This window comes from Pseudomonas sp. GW821-FHT03C07, from assembly GCF_059420925.1.
In genome coordinates, this window is the sequence record NZ_JBWKUQ010000006.1 from 362089 (window position 1) to 375426 (window position 13338).

A 13338-nucleotide genomic window follows, 5' to 3' on the forward strand; every position below is an offset into this window, starting at 1 on the left:
TGTTACCCATGGGCGGCGCGCGCCCGGTTCAGCTCTCGCTGGCCACCCCGGTCTTGCGCCGTGGAATGCCCAGGCGCTGGCGCCGTTCCCACAGGCACTTGCGGCTGACACCGAGTTTGCGTGCCAGCTCGGTCTCGGTCATGTGGTCCTGGTGCTCGAGGACGAAGTGCTGGAAGTAGTCTTCCAGCGACAGGTCTTCGGTCGGCTCGTGGCTGGCGTTGCTGGCGCTGGCCTGTTGCGGCGCCAGGCCGATGAATTCTTCTTCTTCCAGGTCGCCGAGCTCGATGTCGATGCCCAGCAGGTCGGCGGAAATTTCCGGGCTTTCGCACAGGATCACCGCACGCTCGACCGCATTCTCCAGTTCGCGGACGTTACCTGGCCAGGCGTAATGGCGGATGGCTTGCTCGGCGTCGGGGGCGAAGCGCAGGTCGGTACGACCCACCCGTGCACTCTGGCGCGCGAGGAAAGCACTGGCGATCTCGTTGACGTCGGCGCCGCGCTCGCGCAGGGCCGGCAGTTTCAGCGCGATGACGTGCAGGCGGTAGTAAAGGTCTTCGCGGAACTGGCCGATCTTGGCCAGGCTCTTGAGGTCGCGGTGGGTCGCGGCGATCAGGCGCACATCGACCTTCTGCGACTGTACCGAGCCGACGCGACGGATCTCGCCTTCCTGCAATACCCGCAGCAAACGCGCCTGGGCTTCGAGCGGCAGTTCGCCGATTTCGTCGAGGAACAGCGTGCCGCCATCCGCCGCTTCGACCAGGCCGGCGCGACCGGCGCTGGCCCCGGTGAAGGCGCCCTTTTCGTGGCCGAACAATTCGGATTCGATCAGGCTTTCCGGGATCGCCGCGCAGTTGACCGAGATCATCGGCGCCTTGGCGCGCTTGGACAGGTTGTGCAGGGCACGGGCCACCAGTTCCTTGCCGGTGCCCGACTCGCCCTGGACCAGGACGTTGGAGTCGGTGGGCGCGACTTTGCGGATCTTGCTGTAAAGGTCCTGCATCGGCGGACAGGAGCCGATGATGCCGATTTCGCCATTGGTGTTATTGGCGCCGGCTTTTTCCGCCGCGCCATTCTTGCCGGTAACTTTCTCCGCCGGCGCACCTTGGCTGCCCTGGCGATCACGGAGGATGCGGGCCACGGCCTGGAGCATTTCGTCGTGGTCGAAAGGCTTGGCGATGTAGTCCACCGCGCCCATTTTCATCGAGTCCACGGCCGAGCGCAGGCTGGCATAGCTGGTCATGATCAGCACGGGGGTACCCTGGCCGAGCTTGATCAATTCGGTGCCGGGGGCGCCGGGTAGACGCAGGTCGCTGACGATCAGGTCGAACGAGGGGATACTGAAACGTTCCTGGGCTTCCTGCACCGAACCGGCTTCGCTGACCTGGTACTGATTACGTTCCAGCAGGCGACGCAGGGCGGAGCGGATAATGGTTTCGTCTTCGACGATCAGAATGTGCGGCATTGATTCGGTTCTCTCGACGGTCTCAGTTCACAGCGGACGTCGCTTCGACATGACGCGGCAGGGTGACCCGGATACGGGTGCCACGTTGGCTTTGGATGTCAGCCGGGCTGTCGATGGTGATTTGTCCATAATGCTCTTCAACGATGGAATAGACCAGAGCGAGGCCCAGTCCGGTGCCCTCGCCAGGATCCTTGGTGGTGAAGAAAGGTTCGAACAATCGATCCATGATGTTCTTCGGGATACCGGTGCCTTCGTCCTCGACGATCAGGTCGACGGTGTGTTCGAAGGCTTCGCTCTTGACCCGCACCGCGCCGCCGGCAGGCGAGGCGTCACGGGCGTTGGAGAGCAGGTTGATGAGCACCTGGGCGAGGCGTTGGGAATCGCCGTCGACCCAGTGCTCGGGATCGCACAGGTTGAAGAACTGTACTTCGAAGTTGCGCCGGTTCAAGGCCAGCAGACCAATGGCATCCTGGGCGACTTCGGCCAGACAGACGGCTTCGTCGTTATGCTGGTGACTGCCGGCGTGGGCGAAGCTCATCAGCGACTGGACGATGCGCGAGACACGCTTGGTCTGCTCGAGGATCTGCCCGCTGATTTCGGTCAGTTCGCTGTCGTCCTCGCGCTCTTCGCGCAGGTTCTGCGCCAGGCAGGCGATACCGGTGATCGGGTTGCCGATCTCGTGGGCCACGCCGGCCGCCAGCCGGCCGATGCTCGCCAGCCGCTCGGAGTGCACCAGCTTGTCTTCGAGCATCTGCGTTTCGGTGAGGTCTTCGACCAGCAGCACCAGGCCGCTGTTGCCCGGCGCCAGTGGCTCGTCGATCGCCGCCTTGTGCAGGTTCAGCCAGCGGGTCTGGCCGTCGAGGGCCAGGTGTTGTTTGTGCAGGTGTTCGTCGGGCAGGTTGATAAAGCCTTGCAGCAAGTCCTTCCACGGCTCGCCGAGGGTGCTCAGACGTGAGCCGACCACGCGTTGCGCGGCGACGCCGGTGAGCTCTTCCATGGCCTTGTTCCACATCAGGATCTCCTGGTCCTTGGCCAGCGAGCAGACGCCCATCGGCAATTCCTGCAAGGTTTGGCGATGGTAGCGGCGCAGGGCGTCGAGTTCGGCGGCGAGGCCGGTGAGACGCGAGTGGTAGTCTTCCAGGCGGCTTTCGATGAAGTGGATGTCTTCGGTGACATAGCTTTCGCCGCCGGCCTTGTAGGGCAGGAAGGTCTCCACCATGTCCTGGGCCACGCTCGGGCCCATCAGCCCGGACAGGTTGGCCTCGATACGGTCGCGCAGGCGGCGCAGGGCATAGGGGCGGCGTTCGTCGAAGGGCAGGTAGAGATCGCGCAGGGCCTGCTCGACCTCTTTCTGCGCGGCCTTGGCCCCCAGCGGCTTGGCCAGTTGGGTGGCGAATTCCTGTGGCGAGGCGGCGTGCAGCTCACGGCGTTGCGGGCGACGCACATTGTCCACCGCGCAGGCTTCGGCGGCGCTGGCCTCTTCGGGGCTGGCGCTGGTGAACAGCGAGATCAGGGTGAACATCAGCACGTTGGCCGCCAGGGAGGCGATGGCCGCCATGTGCCAGCTGGTGTCGTCGAGCACATAGATCATGTTCAACAACGGTACATAGAACCCCTGCAGGTTACCGATCAACGGCAGCAGCATGGTCACCAGCCAGACCAGGATCCCCGCCAGCAGGCCGGCGATGAAGCCGCGCCGGTTGGCGGTCGGCCAGTACAGCACCGAGAGCACCCCGGGGAGGAATTGCAGGGTCGCGACAAAGGCGACGATGCCGAGGTTGGCGAGGTCCTGCTCGGCGCCCAGCAGCAGGTAGAAACCATAGCCGGCCATGATGATGGCGACGATCAGGGCGCGGCGTGTCCACTTCAGCCAGCGATAGATATTGCCTTCGGCCGGCGGCTGGTAAAGCGGCAGTACCAGGTGGTTCAAGGCCATGCCCGACAGCGCCAGGGTGGTGACGATGATCAACCCGCTGGCGGCCGAGAGTCCGCCGACATAGGCCAGCAGGGCCAGGGCCTGGTTGTTGGCGGCAATGCCGATGCCGAGGGTGAAGTATTCCGGGTTGGTGGTGGCGCCGAGCTTGAGCCCGGCCCAGAGAATCAGCGGCACCGCCAGGCTCATCAGCAGCAGGAACAGCGGCAGGCCCCAGCTGGCGCTGACCAGGGAGCGCGGGTTGAGGTTCTCGGTGAAGGTCATGTGATACATGTGCGGCATCACAATGGCCGAGGCGAAGAACACCAGCAGCAGGGTGCGCCACGGACCTTCCTGCAACGGCGTGTGCAACGCGGCCAGGGCGGTCTGGTTCTGCAGCAGCCAAAGCTCAAGCTGCTGCGGACCGTCGAACACCCCGTACAAGGCGTACAGGCCGACTCCGCCGATGGCGATCAGTTTGATCACCGATTCGAAGGCGATGGCGAACACCAGGCCCTCGTGCTTTTCCCGGGTGGCGATATGCCGCGAGCCGAAGAAGATGGTGAACAGGCTGATCAACGCGCAGAAGCTCAGGGCCACCCGATGCTGCACCGGTTCGCGGGTGAGGATGCCGATGGAGTCGGCCACCGCTTGGATCTGCAGGGCCAGCAGTGGCAGCACGCCGATCAGCATGAACACCGTGGTCAGGGCGCCGGCCCAGGTGCTGCGAAAGCGGAAGGCGAACAGGTCGGCCAGGGACGAGAGCTGGTAGGTGCGGGTGATCTTCAGGATCGGGTAGAGCAGCACCGGCGCCAGCAGGAAGGCGCCGGAAACCCCCAGGTAGCTGGAGAGAAAACCGTAGCCGTACTGGTAGGCCAGGCCCACCGTGCCATAAAACGCCCAGGCACTGGCGTACACGCCCAGGGACAGGGTGTAGGTCAGTGGGTGGCGAATGATCGAGCGCGGGATCACCCCGCGTTCACTGATCCAGGCCACGCCGAACAGTGCCAGCAGGTATGCGGCGCTGATCAGCAGCATCTGGGTCAGGCTAAAGCTCATCGGCATCTTTTTGGCTCTGCAGGATGAAGGTCACGACGATCAGGATCAGCCAGAGCAGATAAGGGCGATACCAGGCGCCGGTGGCGTCGATCCACCAATCCATGATGGCCGGCGAGAACAGGTAGATCCCGACCACCAACAGCAGGACCAAGCGATAGATGTACATCCCGGCCTCTCTTTATTGGGTGCGTGCCCGAAAACGTGCGGCGATGGTAACGGATGGGCGCCAACCTGCAAGGGGCGTCAGTGCAATTGCGCTTCGGCCAGGGTGGCTGTCCTCGGAATCAGTGTGGCATCCCAATGGCCAATCCCCCAGTCGAGCACCTCGCGCGGCGTGCCCTGTTCCAGTGCGACGGGCGGGCGTTGCCCCAGTGTACGCAAGGCGCGCATCAGCAAGGGCGTTGCCTGGTCGGCCGCCAGCGGTGGCGAGCGGTAGGACTTGCCGAGCTTGTGGCCGTCCGGCTGGATGATCAGCGGTACGTGCAGGTAACGTGGTTGTGGCAGCCCGAGCAGCTCCTGCAGGTAGAGCTGGCGTGGCGTGGAGTCCAGCAGGTCGGCGCCGCGGACGATATCGGTCACCCCTTGCCAGGCATCGTCCAGCACCACCGCCAGTTGGTAGGCGTAGAGTCCGTCGCGGCGGCGGATCACAAAGTCGCCGGCTTCACGGCCCAGGTGCTGCTGGAACGGGCCTTGTACCCGGTCCTCGAAGCGGTAGCTCAGTTCCGGCACACGCAGACGGATGGCGGCATTCTCGATGCCGTGGCCGAGGTTGCGGCACAACCCAGGATAGATCCCCTGATAGGGCTCAAGCTCTTTGCGCGAGCAGGTGCAGGCGTAGGCCAAGCCTTGGCTGAATAAGCGCTCGAGCACTTGGGCATAGGCGTCGTGGCGTTCGCTCTGGCGGACCAGTTCGCCGTCCCATTCGAAGCCGTAGCGCTGCAAGGTATCGAGGATCGAGGTCTGGGCGCCGGGTTCTTCGCGCGGCGGATCGAGGTCTTCCATGCGCAGCAGCCAGCGCCCGCCAACCGAGCGGGCGTCGAGGTAGGAGGCCAGGGCCGCAACCAGTGAACCGAAATGCAGGTGGCCGCTGGGCGTGGGGGCGAAGCGTCCGATATAGGCGGGAGTGGCGGTCATGGTTCGGATATTACTGGAAAACCCGTAGGCAAGAGACGGCGTCGGCGGCACAAACGAAAACGGAGCGTTTGCACGCTCCGTTTGCTCAGGTATCGGCGGGGATTACTTGCCGACCTGTTTTTCCTTGATTTCCGCGAGGGTCTTGCAGTCGACGCACATGTCGGCGGTCGGTCGGGCTTCCAGCCGACGGATGCCGATCTCGACGCCACAGGACTCGCACCAGCCATACTCTTCGTCTTCGATGAGCTGCAGGGTCTTGTCGATTTTCTTGATCAGTTTGCGCTCGCGGTCGCGGGCGCGCAGTTCGAGGCTGAATTCTTCTTCCTGGCTGGCACGGTCAGCTGGGTCAGGGAAATTCGCCGCTTCGTCCTTCATATGATCAACGGTGCGGTCGACTTCATGCATCAATTCCTGCTTCCATTTCTGCAGGATCTTGGTGAAGTGTTTGCGCATGGGCTCGCCCATGTACTCCTCGCCCTTGCTTTCAACATAGGGTTCGAAGCCGCCGATCTTTGGCTCAGTGCTTTGCTGCTTTGCTTGGGTGGGCATGAATGGACCGCCTCTACTCTTCTAATCCATTGCGCAGGATTTCAACATCACCGACACCTGCCGGCCCTGCGGCTGCAAGCGGGCGAACTTACCAGATCGAATCGGGGTGCGCTACTCCCGGTTGTCGAGGCTGGACTTGTCGAGCCGAACGTCACGGCTTGACGCCCCTCTTGTAGGAGCGAGCTTGCTCGCGATGGTCGTCAATGATAACGCGGGGGGCCTGATACCCCGCGGTGCCTGGGCCACCATCGCGAGCAAGCTTGCTCCTACAGGGGCTTATATGCCGGATGGAAGGCGTCAGCTTCGTGAAGCAATGGTTAATTGTTCATTTTAGCCAATCTTGCGCGGAACGCAGGATGCTTTAAACACTCCAGGGTGCCCGAGGTTGGGTAGAATCGATCTATCGCCCATTCCCCTGTCCAATCAAGGAAGGCTAATGTCTCAGCACTACAGCGCGCGCAGCCGCGCAATCGAACCCTTTCATGTGATGGCTCTGCTGGCGCGCGCCAACGAGTTGCAGGCGGCCGGGCATGATGTGATCCACCTCGAGATCGGTGAGCCGGACTTCACCACGGCCGCGCCGATCATCCGCGCCGGTCAGGCCGCGCTGGAGTCGGGTAAGACCCGTTACACGGCGGCGCGCGGGCTGCCGCAATTGCGCGAGGCGATCGCGGGTTTCTATCGGCAGCGCTATGGGCTGGATATCGATCCGCAGCGCATCCTTATCACCCCGGGCGGCTCCGGGGCGTTGCTGTTGGCCACCAGCCTGCTGGTGGACCCTGGCAAGCACTGGCTGCTGGCCGACCCGGGCTATCCGTGCAATCGGCACTTCCTGCGCCTGGTCGAGGGCGCGGCGCAACTGGTGCCGGTCGGGCCGGAGGTGCGTTATCAGCTCACCGCCGACCTGGTGGCGCGGCACTGGGACCAGGACAGTGTCGGGGCCCTGGTGGCATCGCCGGCCAACCCCACCGGGACCCTGCTGACTCGCGACGAACTGGGGGCGCTGTCGACGGCGGTCAAGGAGCGCCATGGCCATCTGGTGGTGGACGAGATCTACCACGGCCTGACCTACGGTTGCGATGCGGCCAGCGTGCTGGAAGTCGATGACAGCGCCTTTGTGCTCAACAGCTTCTCCAAGTACTTCGGCATGACCGGCTGGCGACTGGGCTGGCTGGTGGCGCCACCGGAGGCCGTGGCGGACCTGGAAAAGCTCGCGCAGAACCTCTACATCAGTGCACCGAGCATGGCCCAGCATGCGGCGCTGGCCTGTTTCGAGCCGGCGACCCTGAGCATTCTCGAAGAGCGCCGGGCCGAGTTCGGACGTCGTCGCGACTTCCTCCTGCCGGCATTGCGCGAGTTGGGTTTCGGCATTGCCGTGGAGCCCCAGGGCGCTTTCTACTTGTACGCTGATATCAGCGCGTTCGGCGGCGATGCCTTCGCGTTCTGCCGTCATTTCCTTGAGACCGAACACGTGGCCTTTACCCCGGGACTGGACTTCGGTCGTCACCTGGCCAGCCATCATGTGCGGTTTGCCTACACCCAGAGCCTGCCGCGACTGGAACAGGCGGTGGAACGGATTGCCCGTGGTCTGCGGAGTTGGCAAGGCTGATGGATTTTTCTCCCGCCCTCGAAGAAGGTCGTCTGATCCAGCGCTACAAGCGGTTCCTGGCGGACATCGAAACCGCCTCCGGCGAGTTGCTGACCATCCACTGCCCCAATACCGGTTCGATGCTCAACTGCATGGTGCCGGGCGGGCAGGTCTGGTTCAGCCGCTCCAACGACCCCAAGCGCAAGCTGCCCGGTACCTGGGAAATCGGTGAAACCCCGCAGGGCCGGTTGGCTTGCGTGAATACCGCGCGGGCCAACCCCTTGGTCGAAGAGGCGTTGCGCGCCGGGGTCATCAGTGAACTGAACGGTTTTACCGGCCTGAAGCGCGAGGTGGCCTATGGTCAGGAGAACAGCCGGATCGATTTTCGCCTCGACTATCCCCGCGGGCCGGCATTTGTCGAAGTCAAAAGCGTCACCCTCGGTTTCGATGGCACGGCGGTGGCGGCGTTTCCGGATGCGGTGACCCAGCGTGGCGCCAAGCATCTGCGCGAATTGGCGACCCTGGCGCGTGAGGGGGTGCGGGCGGTGCAGCTGTATTGCGTGAACCTGACCGGTATCGAGGCGGTACGGCCGGCCGAGGAAATTGATCCGGGTTATGCCGCGGCGCTGCGCGAGGCGCTGGCGGCCGGGGTCGAGGTGCTGGCCTACGGGGTGAGCCTGACGCCGGAAGCGATCCGCGTCGAGCGTCGTTTGCCGGTGTTGCTCTAGCGGTTCACGGCACCAGCCAGATGCCTTGCGCGTCTTCCGTGCAGGGGATTGCCAGCAGCGCCTGCCCGGCGCAAGGCCCGGCCACGCACTCACCGCTCTCAATCAGGAACAGTGCGCCATGGGTCGCGCACTGGATCAGGCTGGCGCTGGGGTCGAGAAACTGGTCGGGTCGCCACTCCAGGGCGATGCCGCGGTGCGGGCAGCGATTCTGGTAGACGTAGACCTGGCCCTCACGGCGTACGGCCAACAGTGGCTGGCCGTCCATCTCAAAACCACGACTGCTGTTGTCGGCCAGGGTGTTCGAGTCGCAGAGAAATTTCATGCTGATCCTTGGGGGTGTGGGATGTTTCTTGTTCTGGTGTGGGCCGAGTCTTTGTCTTTGGCTGGCGCATGCGCCGGCGAAGGCGAGTCCTTTATTGTGACTCCCATAGCGTATTTCGCGCCATCCGGCTGCTCAGGACTGCCGAGGAGGCGCCTTGGACGCTCGTCACGTTTATGCAACGACCCGGGGGAGTGAAGATGAAGCAGATGAATGAAGCCGATCAACAGCTGGCACGTCAAGCCATTGGCCTGCTCGACTTGACCTCGCTGAGCGGCGACGACGATGCCGAGCGCATCATTTCGCTGTGCCAGCGGGCGCAGACAGCGTTCGGTCCGGTGGCGGCGGTGTGCGTGTTTCCGCGTTTCGTCGGCCTGGCGCGACGGGCCCTCGATATCCTTGGCGGGCAGGTGATCCGGGTCGCCACGGTGGTCAACTTCCCCCACGGCGGCCCCAATGTCGCCGTGGCGGTTGCCGAAACCCTGGAGGCGATCGCCGCCGGCGCCAATGAAGTCGATCTGGTCTATCCCTACCGCTCACTGTTGATGGGCGATGCGCAGACCGGCATGAGCATGGTTGCGGCCTGTCGTGACGCTTGCGCGGGCCGGGCCAAACTCAAGGTGATCCTGGAAACCGGCGAGCTACGCGACCCGCAGATGATCCGCCAGGCCAGCCAGGACGCGATTGCCGCCGGGGCCGATTTTCTCAAGACCAGTACCGGCAAAGTCCTGGTCAACGCCACCGAGCAGGCGGTGCGCATCATGCTCGAGGCCATTGCCGAGCGGGGCGGGCTGGTGGGGTTGAAGGCGGCTGGCGGGATACGCACGTTCGACGACGCACGTACCTATATCGAACTGGCGCGCGCGCGGTTCGGGTCGGCCTGGATCAATGCCGATCACGTCCGGCTCGGGGCTTCGGGCTTGTTGGATGAGTTGCTGGCACGACTGGAGAGCCCGGTAGCACCACTGGTCGGGGAGACGTGACGGGGCGTTGGCTTTTCGGACGGGCAAAAAAAACCCGGCAAAAAGCCGGGTCAATAACCGTGATTAGCCTGATGAGGAGATAATCTGAGAGTCCGAACCAGGGCCTTCCAGAAAATCCGACCGATCTCGCGATCAGTTGTGATAATCATAACGATTCTCATTTCTAAGTCAATGTCTTTTTACCGACCGCTTGTCCGGGGTGTTGCCGTGGACCAACGGTCGAGGCGGCTGCGGTTCAGCGTGCCGTGCCGACGGCGCTCAGGCGCGTGACTTCCTTGTTCAGCAGGTCGATGCGCCGCGCCATGCTTTCGATCAGGCTGTGGGCGATGCGCGGGTTGCTCTGGGTCAGGCTGAGGAACTGCTCCTTGGGGATCAGCATGACCGTGCAGGGCTGGCTGGCGATCACGCTGGCGCTGCGTTTTTCGCCGGTGAACACCGCCATGGCGCCGAAAATCTCGTCCTTGGGCACATCGCCGACCTTGTGTCCGTCGACAAAGGCCTCGGCGTGTCCTTCGGTAATGATGAAGACATGGTCGGCATCGTCGCCCTGGCGGATCATCACTTCGCCGCTGGCCACCTGCTGGAAGCCGTTGCTGCTGCGAAATTCCGGTTGTTTCAGGCGGGTGACGGCATCGGAGAGCAGGGCGGTCTGGCCGATCAGGTAGCGTAACAGCGCTTCGGCGCGGCTGTTGTCGGCGTAGATATGGGCAAAGAGATCGGCGCGCTGGTAGGGGATCAGGCGCAGTGGGTTGTCACTGCTCAACACGCAGCGCGGCCAGTCGATGCCCTGGCGCAATCCGACCAGGTCGCCTTCGTGCAGATAGAACAGCGCACGCTCGTCGACCCGCGCATGCAGCAGGCCACTGTCGATCAGGAACACTTGATCGGCCGGCAGCAAGGCACCGAGATCAGCGATTTGCTCAAGCTCAAGGGGGGCCGCGCAGGGGGGTAAGCCTTTGAGCAGCTGTGCCGGGATCGCCTGCAGGCGATTGATCAGTTCTTCGGCGTAGGCCGGTTGCTCCCCGAGTAAATACATGCCAAACCTGCGAAATCAGTTTTTGTGACGCGACGATATCGCTTCCAACTGTTTATTCAAGGCTTCTTTGCGTTCTTGAGGGATATCGTTCCAGTGAATGTCCATCAAGGCACCTTCGATCGCATACAACAGCACTTTTGACGCCCGGAATCCGCGGGTCCTGACTGCGCGGTAGGCATCCACCGCGCCCAATCGACGCAAATCCGATGCGCTGTGGATACCCACCGCATGGAGCCATTGCGCCGAGGTCTTGCCAAGGTTTTTCAGGTGTTGCAGTTCATCGTTCATCAAGCCTCCTTGCGACGGCCGAACGCTGCGTGGACGAGAATAGGCAAGCCTGAAAGGAGTGTAGCGGTCAGTAGGAAAAGCGTGGTTCTTTGCTCGGCGCTGGTGCAAACGCTTCTAAGCCGCAGCCTTCGCCCACAGGGTTACGTGGAGCAGGGAAGGGGCGAGTAGGGAAAAATCGTGCAGCACCAGCATTATCCCGGTCGTGAGCAGGCCCCAGGCGGCAAGCGCTGCTGCCATCCTCGTGCCCGCGCCACGAGGGCTAGGCGTTGTAGCGCAGGCGCGTACCGAACTGCATCGACATGAGAATCTCGGCCGGGCTCAGTTCCACGGGAAAGTAAGCGCCGGAAATCTGCGCATGGGCGACGCTGGCACCGATCAGGATGGATTTCTGCAAGTCCAGGCCACGCAGGTCGGCGGAGCGGAAATAGGCGTCGGTGAAGTCGATCCCATCGGCATTCAGCTCGCGCAGGTCGAGGCCGCGAAAGTCACCGCCGCGCATATCGATCGGACCGTCCTTGGGCCGGGCCTTGTTGAAGCCGGCGATGTCATCCTTGTGCAGCAAGGCAAACAAGGGTGAGTCGAGCAGCTTGGGATGGCTCATGAGACGTCTCCTGTTGGATTTATGACGCCAGTATAATGCCACTATGTTTCAGCCGTGAAGCACTTGCGGCGTCACGGCTGAAATAGTTTTTACAGACCTGGCAGGCGCTGGCGAATCTGCTCGACCAGGGCGTCGAGGCTCCCGCTTTCATGGGTTTCGACGCGCTTGGTGCGCAGCACTTCATCGGCGCCCAGGGCTTCGCGGCTGGCTTGCTGGGCGGCGATCACTTGCAGTGTAGCGTCGGACGGATCGACGTCATCGGCCTGACGCTGTGCCAGCCAGCTTTCGATCACGGCTTGCGGGGCGTTGCAGTCGAGGATCAGGCAGGGTACGCCTGTGGCTTCGGCGACCAGGGCGGCGGCGTCGCGTTGTTCGCGCTTGAGGTAGGTGGCGTCGATCACCACCGGGAATCCGGCGCGCAGAACGCTGTCGGCGATCTCATGCAGGCGCTGGTAGGTGCTCACGCTGGCGTCGCGGCTATAGATGCCGTCGCCGACGCGGTTCTCCTGCGACTGTTCGCCGAACAGGCGTTTGCGCTCGACATCCGAGCGCAGCCGCACGGCACCCAGCGCTTCCACCAGGCGCAGGGCGACGTGGCTCTTGCCGACGGCGGAGACGCCGCTGGTGATCGCCAGGAAGCGCGAAGGAATGGTGCTGTAGCTTTCCGCCAGGTTGGCGTAGTTGCGGTACTGGCGCATGCTGCTGGCGCGTTGCACCGGATCTTCGGGCGGCATGCTGAACAGCGCGACCTTGGCACGCACCAGGGCGCGGTAGGCTTTGTAGAAGTTCAGCAGGGCCAGGCCCTGGTAGTCGCCGGTCAGTTCCAGGTACTGGCTGATGAAACGCCGGGCCAGGCTCTTGAGGCCACGGTCCTCGAGGTCCATTGCGAGGAAGCCGGTGTCGGCGTAGACGTCGGTGAAGCGGAAGGGTTCGTTGAACTCGATACAGTCGAAGATCACCACCTTGCCGTCGATGACGGTGGCGTTGCCCAGGTGGATGTCACCATGGCATTCGCGGATGAAACCCTCGGCCTTGCGCTGGGCCAGCAGCGGCTTGAGGCGTTCGAAGCTGGTTTCGGCCCAGGCTTGCAGGGCGTCGAGTTGCAGCAGATCGGCTTTTTCGCTGAGGAACGGGCGAATCTGTTCGAAATTCTGCCGGACCGGGTCCATGACCGCTTCCGGGGTGCCCTGGTAGTGGTCTTTCGGCACTTCGGGGGCGCTCTGGTGGAACGCGGCGATCTGTTGGGCCATTGCATCGATGTGTGCGGTGGTCAGTTCGCCGTTGGCCTGCAGGGTGCTCAGCAACTGGCTCTGCGGGAACTGGCGCATTTTCAGCGCGTATTCGATGGCTGGGCCGTCGCCGCCGAGGATCGGAGCCTCGACGCTGCCGCTAATCGGCAGGACTTCCAGGTACAGGTCGTGGGTCAGGCGCTGGTTCAGGCGCAACTCTTCCGCGCAAAAATGCGCGCGCCCGCTCAGTTCGGTGAAGTCGAGGAAGCCGAAGTTGACCGGCTTCTTGATCTTGTAAGCATAGGGCCCGGTGAGCAGGACCCAGGAGATATGGGTTTCGATAACCTGGAAACCTTCCACCGGATGGGGGTAGAGGGCCGGGTTCTGCAGGGCGTTAATCAGGGACTGGCTCACTGGCGATCCTTCAGAGGGCGGTAAATTCAAGGCGCT

Annotated in this window: 13 protein-coding genes; 3 read left to right on the forward strand and 10 right to left on the reverse strand. The window is 63.2% G+C overall.

Going from position 1 to position 13338, the window contains the following annotated elements; all coding sequences use genetic code 11:
- Positions 1 to 28 precede the first annotated feature (28 nt).
- The 5 genes from AC07VG_RS15185 to dksA all read right to left on the reverse strand — a co-directional run bounded on the left by AC07VG_RS15185 (position 29) and on the right by dksA (position 6116).
- Positions 29 to 1462, reverse strand: coding sequence for a sigma-54-dependent transcriptional regulator (locus tag AC07VG_RS15185; RefSeq protein ID WP_495001412.1), 1434 nt, complete (start codon positions 1460 to 1462; stop codon positions 29 to 31).
- A gap of 22 nt (positions 1463 to 1484) precedes the next feature.
- Positions 1485 to 4439 carry a sensor histidine kinase gene (locus AC07VG_RS15190; protein ID WP_495001413.1) on the reverse strand — a complete coding sequence of 985 codons (2955 nt, stop codon included), beginning with the start codon at positions 4437 to 4439 and terminating at the stop codon, positions 1485 to 1487.
- Positions 4423 to 4599, reverse strand: a complete 177-nt coding sequence (locus tag AC07VG_RS15195; protein WP_003176118.1) for a hypothetical protein — start codon at positions 4597 to 4599, stop codon at positions 4423 to 4425. The genes AC07VG_RS15190 and AC07VG_RS15195 overlap by 17 nt, the downstream gene beginning before the upstream one ends.
- Positions 4600 to 4676: 77 nt before the next feature.
- A complete protein-coding gene (gene gluQRS / locus AC07VG_RS15200) occupies positions 4677 to 5567 on the reverse strand; it encodes a tRNA glutamyl-Q(34) synthetase GluQRS (RefSeq protein WP_495021432.1) in 891 nt (296 codons plus the stop codon).
- A gap of 102 nt (positions 5568 to 5669) precedes the next feature.
- A complete protein-coding gene (gene dksA, locus AC07VG_RS15205; protein ID WP_100939578.1) occupies positions 5670 to 6116 on the reverse strand; it encodes an RNA polymerase-binding protein DksA in 447 nt (148 codons plus the stop codon).
- 436 nt (positions 6117 to 6552) lie between these two features.
- Here dksA and AC07VG_RS15210 point away from each other — a divergent pair, with 436 nt between their 5' ends.
- Entirely contained in the window at positions 6553 to 7725 is a 1173-nt protein-coding gene (locus AC07VG_RS15210; RefSeq protein ID WP_495001415.1) for a pyridoxal phosphate-dependent aminotransferase, read from the forward strand.
- Positions 7725 to 8432, forward strand: coding sequence for a DNA/RNA nuclease SfsA (sfsA, locus tag AC07VG_RS15215; protein ID WP_495001416.1), 708 nt, complete (start codon positions 7725 to 7727; stop codon positions 8430 to 8432). The genes AC07VG_RS15210 and sfsA overlap by 1 nt, the downstream gene beginning before the upstream one ends.
- A 4-nt stretch (positions 8433 to 8436) precedes the next feature.
- Here the strand turns inward: sfsA and AC07VG_RS15220 are convergent, their stop codons facing one another.
- The gene (locus AC07VG_RS15220; RefSeq protein ID WP_495001417.1) at positions 8437 to 8754 is read right to left on the reverse strand and encodes a Rieske (2Fe-2S) protein; all 318 of its coding nucleotides are present in this window, start codon (positions 8752 to 8754) and stop codon (positions 8437 to 8439) included.
- Between the two features lie 197 nt (positions 8755 to 8951).
- Between AC07VG_RS15220 and deoC the strand changes: the two genes are divergently transcribed.
- Positions 8952 to 9734 (forward strand): deoxyribose-phosphate aldolase, encoded by a 783-nt coding sequence (gene deoC, locus AC07VG_RS15225; RefSeq protein ID WP_495001418.1) that lies wholly within the window; start codon positions 8952 to 8954, stop codon positions 9732 to 9734.
- Positions 9735 to 9969: 235 nt separating this feature from the next.
- Here deoC and AC07VG_RS15230 read toward each other — a convergent pair whose 3' ends face one another.
- From AC07VG_RS15230 to AC07VG_RS15245, 4 genes are all read right to left on the reverse strand, one after another.
- The gene (locus tag AC07VG_RS15230; protein WP_495021433.1) at positions 9970 to 10770 is read right to left on the reverse strand and encodes a Crp/Fnr family transcriptional regulator; all 801 of its coding nucleotides are present in this window, start codon (positions 10768 to 10770) and stop codon (positions 9970 to 9972) included.
- A gap of 15 nt (positions 10771 to 10785) precedes the next feature.
- Complete coding sequence (locus tag AC07VG_RS15235; protein ID WP_177090230.1) at positions 10786 to 11058, reverse strand: TfoX/Sxy family protein; 273 nt, start codon at positions 11056 to 11058, stop codon at positions 10786 to 10788.
- A gap of 259 nt (positions 11059 to 11317) precedes the next feature.
- The gene (locus tag AC07VG_RS15240) at positions 11318 to 11659 is read right to left on the reverse strand and encodes a pentapeptide repeat-containing protein (RefSeq protein ID WP_495001420.1); all 342 of its coding nucleotides are present in this window, start codon (positions 11657 to 11659) and stop codon (positions 11318 to 11320) included.
- Between the two features lie 89 nt (positions 11660 to 11748).
- A complete protein-coding gene (locus tag AC07VG_RS15245) occupies positions 11749 to 13302 on the reverse strand; it encodes a bifunctional aminoglycoside phosphotransferase/ATP-binding protein (RefSeq protein WP_495021434.1) in 1554 nt (517 codons plus the stop codon).
- Positions 13303 to 13338: the final 36 nt, after the last annotated feature.

Bases quoted from the DNA above. Each gene is read 5' to 3' on its own strand.
- gluQRS (WP_495021432.1), bottom strand. From the start codon at position 5,567: ATGACCGCCACTCCCGCCTATATCGGACGCTTCGCCCCCACGCCCAGC.
- deoC (WP_495001418.1), top strand. From the start codon at position 8,952: ATGAAGCAGATGAATGAAGCCGATCAACAGCTGGCACGTCAAGCCATT.
- AC07VG_RS15210 (WP_495001415.1), top strand. From the start codon at position 6,553: ATGTCTCAGCACTACAGCGCGCGCAGCCGCGCAATCGAACCCTTTCAT.
- sfsA (WP_495001416.1), top strand. From the start codon at position 7,725: ATGGATTTTTCTCCCGCCCTCGAAGAAGGTCGTCTGATCCAGCGCTAC.
- AC07VG_RS15190 (WP_495001413.1), bottom strand. From the start codon at position 4,439: ATGCCGATGAGCTTTAGCCTGACCCAGATGCTGCTGATCAGCGCCGCA.
- AC07VG_RS15240 (WP_495001420.1), bottom strand. From the start codon at position 11,659: ATGAGCCATCCCAAGCTGCTCGACTCACCCTTGTTTGCCTTGCTGCAC.
- AC07VG_RS15185 (WP_495001412.1), bottom strand. From the start codon at position 1,462: ATGCCGCACATTCTGATCGTCGAAGACGAAACCATTATCCGCTCCGCC.
- AC07VG_RS15230 (WP_495021433.1), bottom strand. From the start codon at position 10,770: ATGTATTTACTCGGGGAGCAACCGGCCTACGCCGAAGAACTGATCAAT.
- dksA (WP_100939578.1), bottom strand. From the start codon at position 6,116: ATGCCCACCCAAGCAAAGCAGCAAAGCACTGAGCCAAAGATCGGCGGC.
- AC07VG_RS15195 (WP_003176118.1), bottom strand. From the start codon at position 4,599: ATGTACATCTATCGCTTGGTCCTGCTGTTGGTGGTCGGGATCTACCTG.
- AC07VG_RS15235 (WP_177090230.1), bottom strand. From the start codon at position 11,058: ATGAACGATGAACTGCAACACCTGAAAAACCTTGGCAAGACCTCGGCG.
- AC07VG_RS15220 (WP_495001417.1), bottom strand. From the start codon at position 8,754: ATGAAATTTCTCTGCGACTCGAACACCCTGGCCGACAACAGCAGTCGT.